This window comes from Cupriavidus sp. 86D6, from assembly GCF_057815095.1.
Genome location: NZ_JBYPSB010000004.1, coordinates 87,481 through 108,830 on the forward strand (window position 1 = coordinate 87,481; position 21,350 = coordinate 108,830).

General features: G+C 65.1%; 19 protein-coding genes. 12 read left to right on the forward strand and 7 right to left on the reverse strand.

Going from position 1 to position 21,350, the window contains the following annotated elements; genetic code table 11:
* The first annotated feature begins 73 nt into the window (after window positions 1-73).
* Complete coding sequence (yoaA, locus tag AC3G88_RS11545) at window positions 74-2,179, forward strand: DNA repair helicase YoaA (protein WP_488773154.1); 2,106 nt, start codon at window positions 74-76, stop codon at window positions 2,177-2,179.
* A gap of 123 nt (window positions 2,180-2,302) precedes the next feature.
* On the opposite strand, the gene AC3G88_RS11550 is transcribed toward yoaA, so the two are convergent.
* A complete protein-coding gene (locus AC3G88_RS11550; RefSeq protein WP_029050638.1) occupies window positions 2,303-3,133 on the reverse strand; it encodes an outer membrane protein assembly factor BamD in 831 nt (276 codons plus the stop codon).
* A gap of 16 nt (window positions 3,134-3,149) precedes the next feature.
* Between AC3G88_RS11550 and AC3G88_RS11555 the strand changes: the two genes are divergently transcribed.
* Complete coding sequence (locus tag AC3G88_RS11555) at window positions 3,150-4,373, forward strand: RluA family pseudouridine synthase (protein ID WP_488772883.1); 1,224 nt, start codon at window positions 3,150-3,152, stop codon at window positions 4,371-4,373.
* Window positions 4,357-5,184, forward strand: coding sequence for a peptidoglycan editing factor PgeF (gene pgeF, locus AC3G88_RS11560; protein WP_488772884.1), 828 nt, complete (start codon window positions 4,357-4,359; stop codon window positions 5,182-5,184). Before AC3G88_RS11555 ends, pgeF begins: the two co-directional genes overlap by 17 nt.
* Here pgeF and AC3G88_RS11565 read toward each other — a convergent pair.
* Window positions 5,181-5,423, reverse strand: coding sequence for a hypothetical protein (locus AC3G88_RS11565; protein ID WP_488772885.1), 243 nt, complete (start codon window positions 5,421-5,423; stop codon window positions 5,181-5,183). The genes pgeF and AC3G88_RS11565 overlap by 4 nt on opposite strands.
* Window positions 5,424-5,744: 321 nt before the next feature.
* On the opposite strand from AC3G88_RS11565, the gene phaC reads away from it, so the two are divergent.
* The 9 genes from phaC (at window position 5,745) to AC3G88_RS11610 (ending at window position 16,597) form a co-directional block, all read left to right on the forward strand.
* Complete coding sequence (gene phaC, locus AC3G88_RS11570; RefSeq protein ID WP_488772886.1) at window positions 5,745-7,625, forward strand: class I poly(R)-hydroxyalkanoic acid synthase; 1,881 nt, start codon at window positions 5,745-5,747, stop codon at window positions 7,623-7,625.
* 75 nt (window positions 7,626-7,700) lie between these two features.
* Entirely contained in the window at window positions 7,701-8,879 is a 1,179-nt protein-coding gene (locus AC3G88_RS11575; RefSeq protein ID WP_153948118.1) for an acetyl-CoA C-acetyltransferase, read from the forward strand.
* 108 nt (window positions 8,880-8,987) lie between these two features.
* Entirely contained in the window at window positions 8,988-9,728 is a 741-nt protein-coding gene (locus tag AC3G88_RS11580; protein WP_400394856.1) for a 3-ketoacyl-ACP reductase, read from the forward strand.
* 427 nt (window positions 9,729-10,155) lie between these two features.
* Complete coding sequence (gene phaR, locus AC3G88_RS11585) at window positions 10,156-10,707, forward strand: polyhydroxyalkanoate synthesis repressor PhaR (protein WP_153948120.1); 552 nt, start codon at window positions 10,156-10,158, stop codon at window positions 10,705-10,707.
* A gap of 272 nt (window positions 10,708-10,979) precedes the next feature.
* The gene (locus AC3G88_RS11590) at window positions 10,980-11,774 is read left to right on the forward strand and encodes a hypothetical protein (RefSeq protein WP_488772887.1); all 795 of its coding nucleotides are present in this window, start codon (window positions 10,980-10,982) and stop codon (window positions 11,772-11,774) included.
* A 174-nt stretch (window positions 11,775-11,948) separates the two neighbouring features.
* Window positions 11,949-13,322 (forward strand): 30S ribosomal protein S12 methylthiotransferase RimO, encoded by a 1,374-nt coding sequence (gene rimO, locus AC3G88_RS11595; RefSeq protein WP_488772888.1) that lies wholly within the window; start codon window positions 11,949-11,951, stop codon window positions 13,320-13,322.
* 137 nt (window positions 13,323-13,459) lie between these two features.
* Window positions 13,460-14,644: a beta-ketothiolase BktB gene (gene bktB / locus AC3G88_RS11600; RefSeq protein ID WP_488772889.1), complete on the forward strand. Its 1,185-nt coding sequence runs from the start codon at window positions 13,460-13,462 to the stop codon at window positions 14,642-14,644.
* Window positions 14,645-14,753: 109 nt separating this feature from the next.
* A complete protein-coding gene (locus AC3G88_RS11605) occupies window positions 14,754-15,299 on the forward strand; it encodes a hypothetical protein (protein WP_488773155.1) in 546 nt (181 codons plus the stop codon).
* An 83-nt stretch (window positions 15,300-15,382) separates the two neighbouring features.
* Entirely contained in the window at window positions 15,383-16,597 is a 1,215-nt protein-coding gene (locus AC3G88_RS11610) for a cystathionine beta-lyase (protein WP_400393108.1), read from the forward strand.
* Window positions 16,598-16,664: 67 nt separating this feature from the next.
* On the opposite strand, the gene AC3G88_RS11615 is transcribed toward AC3G88_RS11610, so the two are convergent.
* The 5 genes from AC3G88_RS11615 to argE all read right to left on the reverse strand — a co-directional run bounded on the left by AC3G88_RS11615 (window position 16,665) and on the right by argE (window position 21,315).
* Entirely contained in the window at window positions 16,665-18,296 is a 1,632-nt protein-coding gene (locus tag AC3G88_RS11615; RefSeq protein WP_488772890.1) for a PepSY-associated TM helix domain-containing protein, read from the reverse strand.
* A gap of 22 nt (window positions 18,297-18,318) precedes the next feature.
* Window positions 18,319-18,618 (reverse strand): hypothetical protein, encoded by a 300-nt coding sequence (locus AC3G88_RS11620; RefSeq protein WP_153948126.1) that lies wholly within the window; start codon window positions 18,616-18,618, stop codon window positions 18,319-18,321.
* Window positions 18,615-18,926: a hypothetical protein gene (locus tag AC3G88_RS11625; RefSeq protein WP_488772891.1), complete on the reverse strand. Its 312-nt coding sequence runs from the start codon at window positions 18,924-18,926 to the stop codon at window positions 18,615-18,617. Before AC3G88_RS11625 ends, AC3G88_RS11620 begins: the two co-directional genes overlap by 4 nt.
* A gap of 227 nt (window positions 18,927-19,153) precedes the next feature.
* The gene (serB, locus tag AC3G88_RS11630; protein ID WP_488772892.1) at window positions 19,154-20,008 is read right to left on the reverse strand and encodes a phosphoserine phosphatase SerB; all 855 of its coding nucleotides are present in this window, start codon (window positions 20,006-20,008) and stop codon (window positions 19,154-19,156) included.
* 95 nt (window positions 20,009-20,103) lie between these two features.
* The gene (gene argE / locus AC3G88_RS11635) at window positions 20,104-21,315 is read right to left on the reverse strand and encodes an acetylornithine deacetylase (protein WP_153948251.1); all 1,212 of its coding nucleotides are present in this window, start codon (window positions 21,313-21,315) and stop codon (window positions 20,104-20,106) included.
* Window positions 21,316-21,350 lie beyond the last annotated feature (35 nt).

A 21,350-nucleotide genomic window follows, 5' to 3' on the forward strand; every position in this document is an offset into this window, starting at 1 on the left:
CGAATCGCCAGGCGACGCCGTGGCCGCGGCATCGGCCAGCCAGGCGGCCTCGCAAGCCGCCCAACTGTCGACGATGTTCGCCGACACGGGCACGCTGGCCACGGCCATCCCAGGCTACCGGCCGCGCGCGTCGCAGTTGAAGATGGCCCAGGCCGTGGCCAATGCCATCGGCCAGAACGACACGGTCATCGTCGAGGCCGGCACCGGCACCGGCAAGACCTTTGCCTACCTGGTGCCGGCCATGCTCTGGGGCGGCAAGGTCATCCTGTCCACCGGAACCAAGAACCTGCAGGACCAGCTGTTCCTGCGCGATATTCCGACGGTGCGCCATGCGCTGAACGTGCCGGTGTCGGTGTCGCTGCTCAAGGGGCGCGCCAATTACGTGTGCCACTACCATCTGGAGCGCGCGCAGGCCAACGGTCGGCTTGCATCGAAGCAGGATGCCGCGTGGCTGCGCGATATCGGGAAATTCGCCAAGACCACGGCGACCGGCGACAAGGCCGAACTGGCGGCCGTGCCCGAGAACGCGCCCGTCTGGCAGATGGTGACGTCCACGCGCGACAACTGCCTGGGCAGCGAATGCCCGAACTACAAGGAATGCTTTGTGATGCGCGCCCGCAAGGAAGCGCAGCAGGCCGATGTGGTGGTGGTGAACCATCACCTGTTCTTTGCGGACGTGGTGCTGCGCGATACCGGCATGGCCGAACTGCTGCCGGCCGCCAACACCGTGATCTTCGACGAAGCCCACCAGCTGCCGGAAACGGCGACGCTGTTCTTCGGCGAAACGCTGTCCACCAGCCAGTTGCTCGAACTGGCACGCGACACCGTGGCCGAAGGGCTGTCACATGCCCGCGACGCCGTGGACTGGGTCGCGCTGGGCGCGCCGCTGGAGCGTGCCGCGCGCGACTTGCGGCTGGCGTTCGGCCGCGACAACGTGCGCATGGCGATGGGGCAGATCGATGCCGATCCGCGCACCGCCGAGCCGTTCTACGAAACGCTGGACGCGCTGGAAGAGGCGCTGGCGGGGTTTGTCGAGGCGCTGGAATCGCAGGCCGAGCGCGCCGAAACGCTGGAGCAATGCCACCGCCGGGCCGTGGAGCTGGCCAACAAGCTGGAAGTCTGGCGGGACGATCGCGCTGCCGCGCCGCCGCCGGCCCCCGCCCCCGCATCGTCCGCCGAGACGGCGGCCGAGGCCGCCGGGGGCGACGCCGAGACCCCGCCGCCGCCCGCGCCTGCCCAGTTCGGCCCCGATACCGTGCGCTGGGTCGAAGTGTTCTCGCACACCGTCCAGCTGCACCGCACGCCGTTGTCGATCGCGCCGATCTTCACGCGCCAGCGCGAAGGCCATCCCCGCGCCTGGATCTTTACTTCGGCGACGCTGTCGGTGAAGGGCAATTTCGCCCACTACGCGGCGCAGCTCGGGCTGAACAAGGATCAATCACTGACGCTGCCCAGTCCGTTCGACTACGCGAAGCAGGGCCTGCTCTACGTGCCGCGCGACATGCCACCGCCGAATTCGCCCCAGTTCACGGAAGCCGTGGTCGAAAGGGCGCTGCCGCTGATCGAGGCGGCTGGCGGCCGGACGTTCCTGCTCTGTACCACGCTGCGTGCGGTGCAGAAGGCATCGGACATGCTCTACGACCTGTTCGCCGCACGCGGCATCAACCTGCCGCTGCTGGTGCAGGGGCAGGCCAGCCGCACCGAACTGCTGGACCGCTTCCGTCAACTCGGTAACGCGGTGCTGGTCGGCAGCCAGAGCTTCTGGGAAGGTGTAGATGTGCGCGGCGAGGCGCTTTCCCTGGTGATCATCGACAAGCTGCCGTTTGCGCCGCCCGACGACCCGGTGCTGGCCGCCCGCATGGAGGTGCTGCAGAAAAAGGGCCTGAGCCCGTTTGCCGTACACCAGCTGCCGCACGCGGTGATTACGCTGAAGCAGGGCGCCGGGCGCCTGATCCGTTCGGAATCGGATCGCGGCGTGCTGGCCATCTGCGACACCCGGCTCGTAGAAAAGCCATACGGCCGGCAGATCTGGCAGAGCTTGCCGCCGTTCACGCGTACGCGCGAGGCCGAAACGGTGGTCCGGTTCCTGGAAAGTCTGCGCCAGCCGGCCGGCGAGGCAGGCACCGACGCCACGCCTGGCGGCGAGGCGGACGGTGAAGGGGAACGCGGCGAGGTATAGACGGGCCGGGCGGGGCCGCCGTGGCGGCTAAAGCGCCAGCAAGCAACCAACGCCATCGCCAAAAAACGAAAAAGCCCGACCTTGCGTCGGGCTTTTCTCATGCTCCGGCCAGGCCGGGCGTCGTCAGAACACTTCCCACCAGGACTTGTCCTTGCGGCGCTGTCCGTACTTGATGAAATCGCTGTTCGGGTAGTTGCGTTCCATCACGCGTGCCGCGTCGTCGCGCAGGTCTTTCATGCCCAGCGCATCGTACGACCGCACCATGATGTACAGCGCCTCTTCGTTGGCCGGCGCGCCATCGTAGTCCTTGAGCGCCTGCTGCGCGCGGTTCACGGCCGCCAGGTAGGCCCCGCGGCGGTAGTAGTAACGCGCGGCGTGGACTTCGTGCTGGGCCAGCGCGTTGACGATGTACTGCATGCGCAGCGTGGCGTCCGGCGTGTACTTGCTGTCCGGATAGCGCGTGATCAGGGTCTGGAACGCGTCATAGGCGGCGCGGGCTGCCTTGGGGTCGCGTTCGCTGAGATCCTGGCCCGAGAAGCGGCCAAGCCAGCCGAGGTTGTCGTTGAAGTTGATCAGGCCCTTGAGGTAGTAGGCGTAATCGATGTTCGGGTGGCTCGGGTGCAGCTGGATGAAGCGGTCCACGGCAGCCAGCGCGGCAGCGGTCTCGCCATCCTTGTAGTTGGCGTAGGCGGTATCGATCTGGGCCTGCTGTGCATAGCGGCCAAACGGATAGCGGCCCTCGAGCTTTTCGTACAGCTTGACGGCGCGCGTGTAGTCGCCGCCATCGAGGGCATCCTTGGCTTCCGAATATAATTTGTTGGCCGACCAGCCGGCGGTTTCGTCAGGCTGGTCTCCCAGCAGGCCGCATGCCGATAGCATGACGCATCCGCCTGCGAGCAAAACCGCTCCAATTTTCGCGCGCCAGTTCGCGCGTTTGATGCTCTGCAATTGCATGGGCAACCTGTTCCGGATGAAAAAAAATAGCGCCAAGCATTATAGCCGAAGCCCCAAGACCGAAACCGGTCTGGAACGCCACACCGCAAAAGCCGACGTGACCCACGAGGAATCCGAAGACTTCGACGACCATTTCGACGAGGGCGACGAAGGGGGACCGACGGACGAATTCAATGACGAGGTGCCTGCCACGGCGCCTGCCGCGCCTGACCTGATGCCACTGTACCTGGAAGTCGATAGCGCGGCGCACGGCGAGCGGCTCGACAAGCTGCTCGCGCGGCATTTCAACGAATTTTCGCGCAGCCGCATCCAGCAGTGGATCGAGGATGGCGCCGTCCGCGTGGACGGCGAGCCTAGTCGCGCCAAGGCGTCCGTCCAGATGGGTCAGCAGATCGAGATCCGGCCCCAGGCCGCGCCGGAATCGATGGCGTTTACGGCAGAGGACGTGCCGCTGGACGTGCTGTACGAGGACGACGCCCTGCTGGTCATCAACAAGCCGGCCGGACTGGTGGTGCATCCTGCCGCAGGCAACTGGAGCGGCACGGTGCTCAATGGCCTGCTGCATCGCGACCCGCACGCGGCGCGCCTGCCGCGCGCCGGCATCGTGCATCGGCTGGACAAGGAAACGTCGGGCCTGATGGTGGTAGCACGCACGCTGACTGCGCAGACCGACCTGGTACGGCAGCTGCAGGCCCGCACGGTCAAGCGCACGTATATCGCGCTGGTCTGGGGCGAGACGCCCGACGAGGGCACCATCGATGCGCCGATCGGGCGCGATCCGCGCGAGCGCACGCGGATGGCCATCGTGCATACCAACAGCGGCAAGCCGTCGCGCACCCACTTCGAAACGCTTGGCACGGTGCCGCTGGGCCGCTCGAAGGTGTCGATGGTGATGTGCCAGCTGGAAACCGGGCGCACGCACCAGATTCGCGTGCATTTCGAGTCCATTGGCCATCCTCTTGTGGGAGATCCGGTCTATCACAAGGCGACGCAGCGCGGCCAGCGCCCGGCCGTGCGCGTTCCGCTGCCGGTGCCGTTCACCCGGCAGGCGCTGCACGCATACCGGCTGGGGCTGATGCATCCGGTGACGGGCCGCAAGAAATCATGGGAAGCCGAGCCGCCCGAAGACCTGCAGGCGCTGATCGATGCGCTCGACTTCGAGCGGTATGCCGACGAAGACGACGAGGACGAGGGCGAGCCCGAGTGGTACGAAGGAGAGGCCGATGACGATGACGACTGACCGGACGACGGTTGACCCGATGGCCGGTGACGCGGCCTGGATCGTCCCGGACTGGCCGGCGCCAGCCCGGGTGCGCGCGCTGTCCACCACGCGAAAGGGGGGTGTCAGCGCGGGTCCGTATGGCCTTGCAGACGGTAGCGCCGGAGGGCTCAACCTGGGCACGCACGTCGGCGATGATCCGGCTGCCGTGGCCACCAACCGCGCCCGGCTGGCCAGCTACCTGCCGGCCATGCCTCGGTGGCTGGAGCAGGTGCATGGATGCGGCGTGGCGACAGCCGATGACGCGGGCCAAGGCGACGATGTGCCGCGCGCCGATGCCAGCGTGAGTGCCACGCCCGGACACGTCTGCGCGATCATGACGGCCGACTGCCTGCCCGTGTTGCTGTGCAATACGGAAGGCACGGTGGTGGGTGCCGCTCACGCCGGCTGGCGTGGGCTTTGCGATGGCGTGATCGAGGCCACCTTGGCACGCATGGCAGCACGAGCGGGCGCCCAGGCGCAGTGGCTGGCCTGGCTCGGGCCGGCGATCGGCCCCGATGCCTTCGAAGTGGGGCCCGAGGTACGCGAAGCGTTCCTGCAGCAGGCCGTGCCCGACGAGCGTGCGGCAGTGGCGGCGGCGTTCATCGCGGGCGGACCCGGCAAATTCCTGGCCGATCTGTATGCACTCGCACGCATTCGCCTGGCGCGCGCTGGCTGCACGCAGGTGTTCGGCGGCAATGCCTGCACGGTGCGCGAGGCCGAGCGCTTCTACTCCTATCGCCGCGACCGCACCACGGGCCGCATGGCCACGCTGGTCTGGCTGGCCGACTAGGGCCCGGCAGCGCCATCGTCCGGAAGCCGTGCCGCCTGTGCCGAGGCGGCTTGGGCGGCGTCACGGGCTTCCTGCGCACGGCGCCTGCGACGCCGGCCCGGCGTCCCCATGATGTACATCACGATCGACACCGGCGCCAGTCCGTACAGCAGAAACGTGGCCACACCGGCGACGACGCTGGTCTCGGTGATGGCCATCATCAGGGCGACGTAAAGCCAGCCAATTGCCACGATATACATCAGGCTTTCATCTTTCTCGAATAGGGGTTGGGCCGGCCCGGCAACCCGCGCCAGCATTACCGTCCGGTAGGTCGGGCTTCACTTATTCGCCCCCCGCATCGCAATGCGGATTTCCGCATTGACAGTCTCTCCATTGCAAGGCAACAATGCCTCGAAATGTATCGGAACCGAGGAACGATTCCAGGGTTTCGCCGGCAAGCATAGCGTAAGAGCCAAGCAGCCCTGGGCAGCTTGCGGACGCAACCCGGGATACGGGGCGGGTCGGGAGACAGTTACCCCGAGCCCGTCATCCACTACGACAGGCAGAGAGACGATCACATCATGGCGACCGGCAAAGGTGCGGCAGCTTCCGGAAAGGAAGACAAGTCCCAACCGTTTCAATTTGCGCCGGGGCCATTCGATCCAGCTGCATGGCTGGAATGGTCCCGTCAGTGGGCCCCTGAAACCAACGGCGAGATGCCGGCCGGTTTCCCGGCGGGTCTGGCCGGTGCATTCCCCGGTGGCTTTCCCGCGGGCGATGCCTTCGCCAAGGCGTTCCAGCAGGCGTTTCCGACTGGCGGTGCGAACGGCGGCGCCGTGAAGATTTCGCCGGACCAGCTGGCCGGCATCCAGCAACGCTATCTGAAGGACTTTGCCGAGCTCTGGCGCGAAATGGGCGAGGGCGCCATGGTCGCCAACGGCCATCCCGGCGGCAACGGCAATGCGGGTGCCAGCGAACGCTTGTCCGATCGCCGCTTCGCCAGTCCTGCCTGGCGCAACAACGCGCCATACCGGTATACCGCTGCGTTCTATCTGCTGACGGCGCGCGCCATGACCGAACTGGCCGATGCCGTGGAAGCCGACCCGAAGGTGCGCCAGCGCATCCGCTTCGCGGTGTCGCAATGGGTCGATGCCATGTCGCCGGCCAACTTCCTGGCCACCAATCCCGATGCCCAGCAGCGCCTGATCGAATCGGGCGGCGAATCGCTGCGCAACGGCGTGCGCAACATGCTGGAAGACCTGCAGCGCGGCAAGATCTCGCAGACCGATGAGAAGGCCTTCGAAGTGGGCCGCAACGTGGCGGTGACCGAAGGCGCCGTGGTCTACGAGAACGAGTACTTCCAGCTGCTGCAGTACAAGCCGCTGACCGACAAGGTCTACGCCCGGCCGCTGCTGCTGGTGCCCCCGTGCATCAACAAGTATTACATCCTCGACCTGCAGCCTGAAAGCTCGCTGGTGCGGCACGCCGTGGAAAACGGCCACACGGTCTTCCTGGTGTCGTGGCGCAACCCCGATGCCTCGATGGCCGAGCGCACGTGGGACGACTACATCGAGCACGCGGCCATCCGCGCGATCGAGGTGACGCGCGATATCAGCGGGCAGGACCAGATCAACGTGCTGGGCTTCTGTGTGGGTGGCACCATCGTCTCGACCGCGCTGTCCGTGCTGGCCGCGCGTGGCGAACGGCCGGCAGCGAGCCTGACGCTGCTGACCACACTGCTCGATTTCTCCGATACCGGCATCCTCGACGTATTCGTCGACGAAGCACACGTGCAACTGCGCGAAGCCACGCTGGGCGGCGCGTCCGGTGCGCCTTGCGGCCTGCTGCGCGGCGTGGAGCTGGCCAACACGTTCTCGTTCCTGCGACCTAACGACCTGGTGTGGAACTACGTGGTGGACAACTACCTGAAGGGCAATACGCCTGTGCCGTTCGACCTGCTGTTCTGGAACGGCGACGCAACCAATCTGCCAGGCCCCTGGTATTGCTGGTACCTGCGCCACACCTACCTGCAGGATGAACTCAAGGTGCCTGGCAAGCTGACCGTCTGCAACGCCCCGGTGGACCTGGGCAAGATCGACGTGCCGACCTATATCTACGGGTCACGCGAAGACCATATCGTGCCGTGGATGGCTGCCTATGCATCGACCGCGCTGCTGAAGAACAAGCTCCGCTTCGTGCTGGGCGCCTCTGGCCATATCGCCGGCGTGATCAATCCGCCCGCGAAGAAGAAGCGCAGCCACTGGACCAACGATGCGCTGCCCGAATCGGCCCAGGAATGGCTGGCCGGCGCCCAGGAGCACCCGGGCAGCTGGTGGCCCGACTGGATGGCCTGGCTGGGCAAGCAGGCAGGCCCGAAGCGCGCCGCACCCGACGCGCTGGGCAACGAACATTACCCGCCGGTGGAGCCGGCGCCCGGCCGCTACGTCCGACAGCGCGCCTGATTTCATGCGGGCTGGCCGTGACGGCCGGCCCGGTTTCGAACCGATCCGCGATTCGCTTTCTCGAAAGGACCTGAAATGACCGACATCGTCATTGTTTCCGCAGCCCGTACCGCAGTAGGCAAGTTCGGTGGCTCCCTGGCGAAGATCCCGGCGCCTGAACTGGGCGCCATCGTGATCAAGGCCGCGCTCGAGCGCGCCGGCGTGAAGCCGGACCAGGTGAGCGAAGTGATCATGGGCCAGGTGCTGACGGCCGCTTCGGGCCAGAACCCGGCGCGCCAGGCATCGCGCAAGGCCGGCCTGCCGGACATGGTGCCGGCCATGACCATCAACAAGGTGTGCGGCTCTGGCCTGAAGGCGGTCATGCTGGCCGCCAACGCCATCATTGCCGGCGAAGCCGAAATCGTGGTGGCTGGCGGCATGGAGAACATGAGCGCCGCACCGCACGTGCTGCCGGGCTCGCGCGACGGCTTCCGCATGGGCGACACCAAGCTGGTGGACTCGATGATTGTTGACGGCCTGTGGGACGTCTACAACCAGTACCACATGGGCATCACGGCCGAAAACGTGGCCAAGGAATACGGCATCACGCGCGAAGCCCAGGATGAGTTCGCCGTGGGATCGCAGAACAAGGCCGAAGCCGCCCAGAAGGCCGGCAAGTTCGACGAGGAAATCGTGCCGGTGCTGATTCCGCAGCGCAAGGGCGATCCGGTGGCCTTCAAGACCGACGAGTTCGTGCGCCAGGGCGCCACGCTGGACAGCATGGCCGGCCTGAAGCCCGCCTTCGACAAGGCCGGCACGGTGACCGCCGCCAATGCATCGGGCCTGAACGACGGCGCCGCCGCCGTGGTGGTGATGTCGGCGGCCAAGGCCAAGGAACTGGGCCTGACGCCGCTGGCCACGATCAAGGCCTACGCCAACGCGGGCGTGGATCCGGCCGTGATGGGCATGGGTCCGGTCCCGGCCAGCAAACGCTGCCTGTCGCGCGCCGGCTGGGGCGTCAAGGACCTGGATCTCATGGAAATCAATGAAGCCTTCGCCGCCCAGGCCCTGGCCGTGCACAAGGAAATGGGCTGGGACCAGTCGAAGATCAACGTGAACGGTGGCGCCATCGCCATCGGCCATCCGATCGGTGCATCGGGCTGCCGCATTCTGGTGACCCTGCTGCACGAAATGAAGCGTCGTGACGCGAAGAAGGGCCTGGCCTCGCTGTGCATCGGCGGCGGCATGGGCGTGGCGCTGGCAGTCGAGCGCTGATTGCAGGAGGGCATGCCGGCGGCGCGTGCCGAGGAACGTCTACCTGCCGGCATCGATACAGACCTGAGCATCGATAACAACGATCGAGCGAGCCAACTAGGAGTGGATATGACTCAGCGCATTGCATATGTGACCGGCGGCATGGGTGGCATCGGAACCGCGATTTGCCAGCGTCTGGCCAAGGACGGATTCAAGGTGGTGGCGGGCTGCGGTCCGAACTCGCCACGCCGCGAGAAGTGGCTCGAACAACAGCGCGCGCTCGGCTACGAGTTCGTGGCGTCCGAAGGCAACGTGGCCGACTGGGATTCGACCAAGACGGCCTTCGACAAGGTCAAGGCAGAAGTGGGCGAAGTGGATGTGCTGGTCAACAACGCCGGCATCACGCGCGACGTGGTCTTCCGCAAGATGACGCGGGCCGACTGGGACGCCGTGATCGACACCAACCTGACGTCGCTGTTCAACGTGACCAAGCAGGTGATCGACGGCATGGCCGACCGTGGCTGGGGCCGGATCATCAATATTTCGTCGGTGAACGGCCAGAAAGGCCAGTTCGGCCAGACGAACTACTCGACGGCGAAGGCAGGCCTGCACGGCTTCACGATGGCGCTGGCGCAGGAAATGGCCACCAAGGGCGTGACTGTGAACACGGTGTCGCCGGGCTATATCGCCACCGATATGGTCAAGTCCATCCGTCAGGACGTGCTGGACAAGATCGTCGGCACGATCCCGGTCAAGCGCCTGGGCGAGCCGGCTGAGATTGCTTCGATCTGTGCCTGGCTGGCATCGGAAGAGTCCGGTTTTTCGACCGGAGCCGACTTCTCGCTGAACGGCGGCCTGCACATGGGCTGACGCCGGCGGCCTGCGTTGGAGCGTCGGGTTGATGCGGCGCATCCAGCGCAGTGCACAAGCGGATATTCCGGGCCAACCGATCGGCCCCGGGAACAGGCCGCCCGCATGCCATCCGGCGCGCGGGCGGCCTTTTTTTCAGGCCTTTTGGGTAAACGGCCGGGGTTTGCTGCGGGTTTTCCTTAAACACTGCCGACTTTCCATAGTGCTTTCTTGAGCATAGAATCAGGGCAATGGCGCAACCGGCACCAAAGAAGAGCGTTTCTCACGGGTCTGGTCCGGTTGTATCTTGCGCGCCTGCGGCGTCGATCCCGCCCGGGACGACGCGTCCATTGCGCACTGCACCGCATGCGGTGCAGCAGCGTTGCGACCAGGCGCAGCAGCGGATGCCAACCGCCGGCATCAGCGACGACAAAAGGATAGAGCACCGATGGCCACGACCAAGAAAGGCGCAGAGCGACTGATCAAGAAATATCCCAATCGCCGGCTCTACGATACGCAGACCAGCACCTACATCACGCTCGCGGACGTCAAGCAGCTGGTCATGGATACCGAGGAATTCAAGGTCGTCGACGCAAAGACGGGCGAGGAACTCACGCGCAGTATCCTGCTGCAGATCATCCTGGAAGAAGAAACGGGCGGCGTGCCGATGTTTTCGAGCGCCATGCTGTCGCAGATCATTCGTTTCTACGGCCATGCCATGCAGGGCATGATGGGCACCTACCTGGAAAAGAACATCCAGGCCTTCATCGACATCCAGAACAAGCTTGCCGAGAACTCGAAGGGCCTGTATTCGGGCGAGGCGTTCAGCCCGGACATGTGGTCGCAGTTCATGAACCTGCAAGGCCCGATGATGCAGGGGATGATGAGCAACTATATCGAGCAGAGCAAGAACCTGTTTGTACAGATGCAGGAACAGATGCAGAACCAGGCCAAGAGCATGTTCGGCACGTTCCCGTTCAACCAGTCTGACAAGAAGTAAGCGGCCTTCCGCCCGCGCCGATCAGGCCCTGCACGTGCAGGGCCTTTTTCGTTGTGCGGCGGCGACGAGATGTTGCGAATGTCTGGCGAATTGCCACATTGGTGTTGCACTCCCCGGAGGGCGATGTCCACGGCAGGTCTTCTGTGGTGCAATCGGCCGAACCCTGAGCAACGGGTACCCGCTGATCCCAATTTCTTTCGCTGCACGATGGCATGCCGCACGCCAACCCACACGGGGCGCGCCGCCATCGGGCCCGAACTGGAGGCACGTCCATGTCCAGCCAAGCCGCTACCTGGGGCCTTGAGCCGGATCCTGTCGAATCGCCGCAATTCACGAATGTCCTGGAGTTTGCACTCGGTCTGTACGGCCAAATGGCCCACATTCAGCACGAGGTTGGCGCGTTGTCGGCGGCCCACCCGCGGATCGAGGAGCGAATCGATGCGACGCAGGCCCTGGTCGGCGCCTCCGAAACCCGTCTCGGCGGACAGATCGTTGAAGTCGAGGCGCGCCTGACGGACCGCATTCGCGAATCGGAAGCCCGCATGACCCAGGCGCTGGCGGCGTCGGAGAAAAGGGGCGAGTCGCTGATCGCCAGGGTGCTGCAGGAAATTGACGCCCGTTCCGAAGCGCGCTTTAGCCGGATGGACGCCAGGTTTGACGCCATCGACGCGAAATTCGAAATCGTAGACGCCAAGTTCGATGCCATCGACGCCCGATTCGACCAGATGGACGCGCGGTTCGACCAGATGGACGCCCGGATGGACAAGATGGACGGCCGGATGGACAAGATGGACGGCCGGATGGACAAGATGGACGAGCGGTTCGACAGGATGGATGCCCGGTTCGACAGGACGGACGACAGGTTCGACAAATCTGATGCACGGGTGGACAAGCTGGAAGTCAACCTTGGAGATCGCATCCAGGCCGGTAACGAAAAGATCTCCGCCCTGAAAGACCGTCTCAACAAGGTCTTCTGGGTGGCCTCAGGCGGCGGCATCGTGCTGGGCCTGGCAGTGGGCTGGAAGCCGATCATCGAACGCGTCGGAGGTATGGCAGGCCTGTCGTAGCGTGGTTTGCGCCCATTTGGTTCCCCCGTGCGCCAATCCCGCCCGCTCGGGGTAAAATCTCGGCCTTTCATGGCAATGACGGCGCCCGGCAGGCTCGCCGGGTGCCACTAGACCAGCGCGGCGCACCACCGGGGACGGTAGGGCGCGCCCAGATCCCCACATTCGCGGTGCCCCATGTCGTCTGATACCAATCTGTCCAACCCTGCGCCGAAAGTCGGCTTTGTTTCACTTGGCTGCCCCAAGGCCCTGGTCGACTCCGAGCAGATCATTACGCAGCTGCGCGCCGAAGGCTATGCCATTAGCGGCACCTACGACGGTGCCGATCTCGTGGTGGTGAACACCTGCGGGTTCATCGACGAGGCCGTGCAGGAAAGCCTGGACGCCATTGGCGAAGCGCTGACCGAGAACGGCAAGGTCATCGTGACCGGCTGCCTGGGCGCCAAGAAGGACGCGACGGGACACGATATCGTGTCGTCGGTGCACCCGAAGGTGCTGGCGGTCACGGGACCGCATGCGCTGGGCGAAGTGATGCAGGCCGTGCATACGCATCTGCCAAAGCCGCACGATCCGTTTACAGATCTGGTGCCGGCCGCGGGCATCAAGCTGACCCCCAAGCACTATGCCTATCTGAAGATTTCGGAAGGCTGCAACCATCGGTGCTCGTTCTGCATCATCCCGTCGATGCGGGGCGACCTGGTTTCGCGCCCGGTGGCCGAAGTGATGCTGGAAGCCGAAAACCTGTTCAAGGCCGGCGTCAAGGAACTGCTCGTGATCTCCCAGGACACCAGCGCCTACGGCGTGGACGTCAAGTACCGCACGGGCTTCTGGGCGGGCCGGCCGTTGAAGACGCGCATGACCGAACTGGTGGCGGCCCTTGGCGAGCTGGCCAGCCAGTATGGCGCCTGGGTGCGGCTGCACTATGTCTATCCGTATCCGCATGTGGACGAGATCATTCCGCTGATGAACCAGGGCAATGTGCTGCCGTACCTCGATGTGCCGCTCCAGCACGCGCATCCGGATGTGCTCAAGCGCATGAAGCGTCCGGCCAACGCCGAAAAGACCCTGGACCGCATCCGTGCATGGCGCGAAATCTGCCCCGAGTTGACGATCCGCAGCACGTTTATCGCCGGTTTTCCGGGGGAAACGGAGGCCGAATTCCAGACGCTGCTCGACTTCATTGCCGAAGCCGAGCTGGACCGCGTGGGATGCTTCGCCTATTCGCCGGTCGAGGGTGCAACCGCCAACGACCTGCCGGGCGCGCTGCCCGACGAGGTGCGTGAAGAGCGCCGTGCGCGGTTCATGGAAGTTGCCGAGGCCGTGTCGGCACGCAGGCTCCAGCGCAAGGTGGGGCAGACGCTGCGGGTACTCGTCGACGAAGTGAACCAGGACGGCGGCATTGGTCGGTCGTCCGCCGATGCGCCGGAAATCGACGGTCTGGTCTATATCGACCCGGCCGCCAAGCCGTCGCAGCGTTTCAAGACCGGGGACTTTGTGAACGTCAAGATCACCGGTGCCGATGGTCATGATCTCTGGGGTGAGATCGCCTGAACCCGGTATCGGCTTTTGGGGCCGGACCCGGCAGACCAAAGTGTGCCTGTCCAGACAATTAGGTAAAAGTACGGTCGTTCGCTTTTGCGTGGCGGCGACTATACTGTGCACCGCAACATAACGCATGGAGACAAGACATGACGCGTGAAGTGGTGGTTGTCAGCGGTGTGCGCACCGCAATCGGTACCTTTGGTGGCAGCCTGAAGGACCTGGCCCCGACTGAACTGGGTGCGCTGGTGGTGCGCGAGGCGCTGGCCCGCGCCAATGTGTCAGGCGACGACGTGGGTCACGTCGTATTCGGCAATGTGATCCAGACTGAACCGAAAGACATGTACCTGGGCCGCGTGGCGGCCGTGAACGGTGGTGTTTCCATCAATGCGCCCGCGCTGACCGTGAACCGCCTGTGCGGTTCGGGCCTGCAGGCGATTGTCAGCGCCGCGCAGACGATCCTGCTGGGCGACGCCGATGTGGCCATTGGCGGCGGTGCCGAAAGCATGAGCCGCGCCCCGTATCTGGCGCCGATGGCCCGCTGGGGCGCGCGCATGGGTGACGCCAAGCTGGTCGATATGATGCTGGGCGCGCTGCACGACCCGTTCCACACGATTCACATGGGTGTGACGGCCGAGAATGTCGCGAAGGAATACGACATTTCCCGCCAGCAGCAGGACGAAGCCGCGCTGGAATCGCACCGCCGGGCGTCGGCCGCCATCAAGGCTGGCCACTTCAAGGACCAGATCGTTCCGGTCACGTTGAAGTCGCGCAAGGGCGATGTCGTTTTCGATACCGACGAGCATGTGCGCCACGAAGCCACCATGGAAGACATGACGAAGCTGAAGCCGGTTTTCGTCAAGGAAAACGGTACGGTGACGGCTGGCAATGCCTCGGGTCTCAATGACGCCGCCGCCGCAGTGGTGCTGATGGAGCGGGCAGAAGCGGAGCGCCGCGGGCTGAAGCCGCTGGCACGTCTGGTCTCCTACGGCCATGCCGGCGTCGATCCCAAGACGATGGGGATCGGTCCCGTGCCGGCTACCAAAATTGCGCTCGAGCGTGCCGGCCTGTCGGTCAAGGATCTGGACGTGATCGAGGCCAACGAAGCATTCGCGGCGCAGGCCTGCGCGGTGACCAAGGCGTTGGGGCTGGATCCGGCCAAGGTCAATCCGAACGGTTCGGGCATTTCGCTGGGCCATCCGATTGGTGCCACGGGCGCCCTGATCACCGTGAAGGCGGTGCATGAATTGCAGCGCGTGCAGGGTCGCTACGCGCTGGTGACCATGTGCATCGGCGGCGGACAGGGAATTGCCGCGAACTTCGAGCGCATTTAACGTCACTTTGCGCGCGATTGCCGAGGAAGCCGTCTTGTCCCGTACCGTTCTGTCCTGTCTGCTGCATTCAATAATCGTTGCCGCGACGCTGTCGCTGCCGGCAACGGCCATGGCTGCCGCTGACGAGTTGTCGACAGGAACCGGGCAGGGCGGCGGCTTCGGCATCAATGACGCCATCCGCGCTGGGGAAGCCGCGCGCGGGGCGTCGTTGTCGACCGGACCGGTTCGCATGCTGTCTCCCCGCCAGGAGTACGCGCACTATCCGACTTACGTCGGCACGGTGGGCGACAAGCCAGTGCGCATGCGGATCGCGCCGAAGACCGACACACGAGACAGCCTGCAGGGCGAGTACCAGATTGGGGATGGGAAGGGCGTGCGATTGCTGTCCGGGGAATGGGACAACGGCGCATTCCTGATGGAGGAGTCGGACGACGGCACGCGTGTGTCCGGCAACTGGGAAGGTCAGATCGACCGGAATGGCGCGGTGCGTGGCACATGGACCGATGCCTACAATCCGGCGATCGTCTTGCCTTTTTTTATTCGCCCGTTTGGCGGATATCTGGTGATTCCGCCGTTTGACACGAATCCGGGCAGTGGCGTCACCTATGCGCCGCCGGCCCCCAAGTCAACGATCTCGACGGGCAAGTCCCGCTAACGGGTCGGCGCCACATCACGTGGCGAGCGCGGCATTTGCTGGTAAGCTCGGACGCCTGATCCGAATTTTCCAGGGAATACGCCGTGTCTGCATCTGACTCTTCCCGCAACGCCCCCCGCTATATCCAGACCACCGCGGTCCAGCCTGAACTGGATATCGCGCCAGGTTTCGATTCCTTTTCCACGCCAACGTACCGCGGCTCGACGATCGTCTTCCGCAATCTTGCCGAACTGCGCGCCTATGGTGATCGCAGCAAGACGTACTGGCGCTACGGCCTGCATGCCACGCCCACCAGCGAGGCACTGTGCCAGCAACTGGCGCAGATTGAAGGTGGCCGGCACACATTGCTGCTGCCATCGGGCATGGGCGCCATCTCGCTGGTGTACTTTGCCTTGCTGCGGACCGGCGACGATGTGCTGGTGCCCGACAACGTCTATGGCCCGAACCGCGACCACGGCGAATGGCTGGCGCGTGAATTCGGCGTGACGGTGCGCTACTACCATCCGTCGATTGGCGCCGGAATCGCTTCGCTGATCCAGCCGAATACGCGGCTGATCTGGATGGAAGCACCCGGCTCCGTGACGATGGAGGTGCCCGACACCGACGCCATCGCCTCGGTGGCGCGGGCGCGCGGCGTGCTGACCGCCATCGACAATACGTGGTCGGCCGGCGTCTATTTCAAGCCTTTCGAGAAGGGCATCGATATCTCGGTGCAGGCGCTGACGAAATACCAGTCCGGGGGCAGTGATGTCCTGATGGGTGCCGTCATCACGCAGGACGACAAGGTGCATGACCGCCTCAAGCGTACCCGCATGATCATGGGCTGGGGCGTGTCGGCGGACGATTGCTTCCTGGTCTTGCGCGGGCTTGCCAGCATGCCGGTACGCCTGGCGGCGCACGACCGTGCGGCACGTGAAGTTGCCGAATGGCTCAAGCAGCGTCCGGAGGTGACCCGCGTGTTGCATCCAGCCTTGCCCGATTGCCCGGGCCACGCGGAATGGTTGCGCGATTTTTCCGGGGCCAGCGGACTGTTTTCGATCATCCTGCATGACCGCTTTTCGCGCGAGCAGGTGGATGCGTTCGTCGAGGCCCTGAAGCTCTATGCGATCGGATGGTCCTGGGGCGGCGCGCATAGTCTGGCGGTGCCGTACCACATCGACACGATGCGGCCGGCGGGCACCTGGCCGCCGGAAGGCTGGACGAACGCCGGGGAGCTTGTACGCCTGTACATTGGCCTGGAAGACACGCGCGACCTGATTGGCGATCTGAAGCAGGCGATGGAAAGCTGCCTGCGCTAGCCGCCAGCGCCCCGTAGCAGTAAAAATGCCCCGCCGATGCGGGGCTTTCTGTTTGCTGGCCAGTCAATCAGGAGGCGTCGGCCTTGCGCATCGTAGCTTGCGGCGCCGGCTGGGCCGCAGTGCCGCGTGTTGCCCACACCGATTCGGCGGGGCCGCTCTGCGCGCGGCGCCAGGTCACACGGGCCAGTGCGAGGTATCCGGCGGCCATGGCAATGGCGCCAATATCGAAGCCGGCGATGACCCAGCGGCCATGGAGCGCGGCGGCAAACAGGTGGTCCCCGGTCAGGATCCAGTTCGACAGCGGCACGGCCAGGGTTGCCAGCGCGGCCACGCACAGCAGTTCCACGGCGGCGCGAATGGGCGGCCGGGCCAGCGCCCACGCCGCAGCCAGCGCGAACACGGGCCAAAATAAATAGCTCACGGCGCGGTCCGGCCACAGCAGGGCAGCCGGGAAGCACAGCGCCACCCCGATGCAGGTGCCGATGCAGACGCCAACGGTGGCCTGGGCGAGCAGCTTGTGGACGCGAGGCTGTTCGGTCTGCCGGGACTTGCGGCGTGTCTCGATCCACAGCAGGTTGCCGGAATAGAACAGAAACGCGCCGGCCAGCCCGGCGACGAGGTAAACCAGCCGCACGGCCAGGTCGCCATACGTGCCGTAGTGGAGCGCAAACATGGCGCTATAGATCATGTGGTTCGTGTCGCGGGCGCCAGCCGTCTGGTTGGCGATCAACTGGCCCGCATTTGGCTCATTGGCCGCCGCGTGGATGCCTACCGCGCCCCCGTTGCCGAGCGCGCGCGTGCTATCGCCTCGTACTTCGGCCACGGCGTTGGCATCGCCATAACGCTGGAATCGGATGGCATTGGGCGTGAATCGCTCGCCGCCGTGTTCGCGGGCAATGGCCAGCAGCTGGGCCGAACTCATCGTCGGGGATGCGCGGCCCGACGCCGTGACTTCGGGGGCCGCACCCGTGACGCGCGGCACCGCTTCGAACAGCTTGCCGTCGAACGTCAGCGTGTTGAAGACCATGACCATGACCAGCGACAGGCAGAAAAACGCGCCGGTGATGGCAAAGATCAGGTGGAAGGGCAGGCTGAACAGGCCCAGCACATTGTGCGTGTCCATCCAGAAACGCTTCAGGTTGCGCCCGGGCCGCACCGCGAACAGGTCTTTCTTCAGGCGGGGCAGGTGCAGGATCACGCCCGATACGAGTGCCAGACCGTACAGCACGGAGACGATCCCCATGAAGTACATGCCATTGATGCCCAGCCCGAGCGAATAGTGCAGCGCGTTCAAGAACGCCGACAGCTCGCCCGTCACGTGGTCGAGCGACGTGTTGTCCTGTGCCGTCTTGTCGCCGTTCAGGCGCTCGCCGTTCATCGTGTGCCATTCACCGGCCTTGTCCTGCCAGTACGCATTGAAGTCCGGTTCTTCCTTGCTGGGCAGGCCGATGTAGACGCTGTTGGCCGCGTCCGGATGCACGGCCACCAGCTTCTGCACGAAGGCGTCGATGGCAGGCCCGTCCACCTGGACTTCGGTGCCGTGATGGCCCTCCAGGCGCGCCGGATTCTGCCAGACGTGCAATTCGTGGTGGAAGACGGTGATTGCGCCCGCGAAGAAGGCGATGAACAGCGCCCAGCCGGCCATCAGGCCGACCCAGGTGTGGAGCGTATTGAAAACGCGCAGGGTATTGGGTTTCATGCGAATGCCTCGGTGGCCCGGATCAGTGCCCAGACAGGGCAGACAGTGTCGATGCCGGCGGCATCGCGTGCATCAGGCGGACCGCCCACAGGATGCCGTAGCACACCAGGTTGCCGCCAAGCAGCCACAGCCACGCGGCGCGGCTGGTCTGGAACAACAGGCTCAGGCTGATGATGGTCACCCACAGCACGAAGCTCAGCGTGATGGCCAGCACGATGCCGCTTTCCCAGCCGCCCGGCAGCCACAGCACGCCGAGTGTGCACAGCGCGACGGCCAACGGCAGGCCCAGCAGGGTGCCGGCGAGCCACTTGGTTCCAATCATGGCGCACTCCCTTCGCCGGGCATGTCGTCGTAGCGTTTGTGGTGAATCCAGGTGCCGATGAAGGGCCATGCGGACAGGGCGCAGGTCAGCGTGACCAGCGTCGCGGCGATCGCTACGGGCCAGCCTTCGGGGATGCTCATGACCCAGGTGCCGGCGATGGCAAGCAAGACGCCCAGCCAGCGCAGCAGCCGGGGCGGGAGCGGCGCGCGGCCATTGTTGTCGGCGTCCACGCACAGCACCTGATTCGGCGCGGAAAGATAGAGGCACGCGGCGGCGGCCAGGGATAGGAAAACGGCTAACGCTTGCATGCGTCGGGCGACCGAGGGGACGGTGTTACGGGAAAGGAATAATAATAATGATTCGCATTTGATTTCACAAGGCAATCACGGCGTTTGCGGACCCCTCGGTACAGCTGTGGCCGAAAAGCGAATAACGAAAACGTAATGTGACAGCCGCACGGAAATGTGCGCAAGACGCCCCCGGGGTTCCAAGAGCAGCATCAGGCACCACGAACGGGTGCCTGGTGGGGAATCGCTTAGTGCGGGAACAGGTTCAGCAAGCCGTCCAGGCCGACATGATTGAACGCGACGCTGGCTTGCGCCCGCACCACGGGTTTGGCCCGGAAGGCCACCGACAGGCCCGCTACGGCCATCATCTTGAGGTCGTTGGACCCGTCGCCCATGACGATGGCCTGCGACGGATCGGCGCCGATCTGCTCGCAGACTTCCCGCACCGTGCGCGCCTTGACGTCGGCATTGACGATTTCGCCCACCACATTGCCGGTCAGCTTGCCGTCGACGATTTCCAGGGTATTGGCGCGCGCGAAATCTAGCTTCAGGCGCGGCTTGAGCTGGTCGGTGAAGTGCACGAATCCGCCCGACACCAGCAGCGTCTTCATGCCCAGCGCCTGGATCGTCTGCAGCATGCGCTCGGCGCCCGGCGACAGCTTCAGGCGTTCGGCGTACACGCGGTCGAGCACGCTCGCGTCCAGGCCCTTCAGCAGGGCCACGCGGCGGCGCAGGCTTTCGTTGAAATCGGTGATTTCGCCGCGCATGGCGGCCTCGGTGATGGCCGATACCTCGGCCTTGAGTCCGCAGAAGTCGGCGATCTCGTCGATGCACTCGATCGTGATCAGCGTGGAGTCCATGTCCATCGCCACCAGCCGGAAATCCGACAGCTTGCGTCCCGCCGGCACCACGGCCCAGTCGATGGCACGTTCGCCGCACACGTCGTCCAGGGCATCGCGCAGCGCCGGGGTCAGCGGATTGCAGTGGTCGGCGGCGGCCACGTTGTCGGCGCGCAGCGCGAGATCGGAGGCATTGGCCACCGTGCGCACGGCGTCGAGGTCGGCGGCGGACAGCGGGGACAGGCTTTGGAGAATCAGGGGCATGACGGCAGGAAATCCGGGCGATGCGGGAGGGCGACAGGAAGAAGGGCCGTATTGTACTGCGCCCCGCTCCCTGATCGCGCCTTGGGCTGTCCCGATCAGGCCACGCGCAGGCTGTCCACCACCTTGTGCAGGAACGCCTCGCAGGCAGCCAGCTGGTCCAGCGCCACGAATTCGTCGGGCTTGTGGGCCTGCTGGATATCGCCGGGGCCGCACACGACGGCCGGAATGCCGGCACGCTGGAACAGGCCGGCCTCGGTGCCGTAGGCCACCTTGTTCGTATCGCGGTCGGCGGTCAGTGCGCGCACGAGCTGCGTGATCGCATCGGATTCGGCGGCGTCCAGCGACGGGGCCGCGGCGATCTTGCTGATGGCCATGCCGGCGTCCACGTGCTCGGCGCGCATCTTCGGCACCAGCACGTCGTTCACGTACTGCTGGATGCGCGCCAGGATCGCTTCCGGGTCCACGCCCGGCAGGTTGCGGAACTCGAATACGAACTCGCATTCGGCCGGGATCGTGTTCAGCGCGATGCCGCCGTGGATCGTGCCGGTGGACGCCGTGGTGAACGGGACGTCGAAGGCCCGGTCGTACGGGCCGTTGGCCTTGAATTCGTCGGCAATGTCGCGGATGTAGCAGATCAGGCGCGCCGCATATTCAATGGCGTTGACGCCCTTGGGGGTCAGCGACGAATGGGCCGCCTGGCCCTTCACGCAGCAGCGATAGGCGTTGATGCCCTTGTGCGCCACGATCACGCGCATGCTGGTCGGCTCGCCGACGATGCAGCCCGCCGGCTTCACGCCGCGGTCGCGCAGTTCGGCCAGCAGGTACGGCGCTCCCATGCAGCCGATTTCCTCGTCGAACGACAGCGCGTAATGCACCGGCTCGCGCAGCCTGGCGTCGAGGATGGTGGGCAGCAGCGCCAGGCTGGTGCCGATGAAGCCCTTCATGTCGCAAGTGCCCCGGCCGTAGAGCTTGCCGTCGCGAATCACCGGCTTGAACGGGTCGGTGGTCCAGCTCTGGCCGTCCACGGGGACCACGTCGGTGTGGCCGGACAGCACGATGCCGCCGTCGGTGGCGCCGTTCGCGGCCGGAATCGTCACGAACAGGTTGGCCTTGTCGCCCTGCGGGTTGTAGCTCAGATGCGGACGCAGCCCCTTTGCCAGGAAGTGGTCGCGCACGGATTCGATCAGCCCCAGGTTCGAATGGCGCGACGTGGTGTCGAACGACACCAGGCGCTGGGTCCAGTCCAGCGCGCTGCCGCGTGGCGGAGCTTCGGCGTGGGTGTTGCGGGTGTCGGCGGCAGCTTGCATGGGATGGTCAAACAGTTGATTCGTCAAGGATGTGA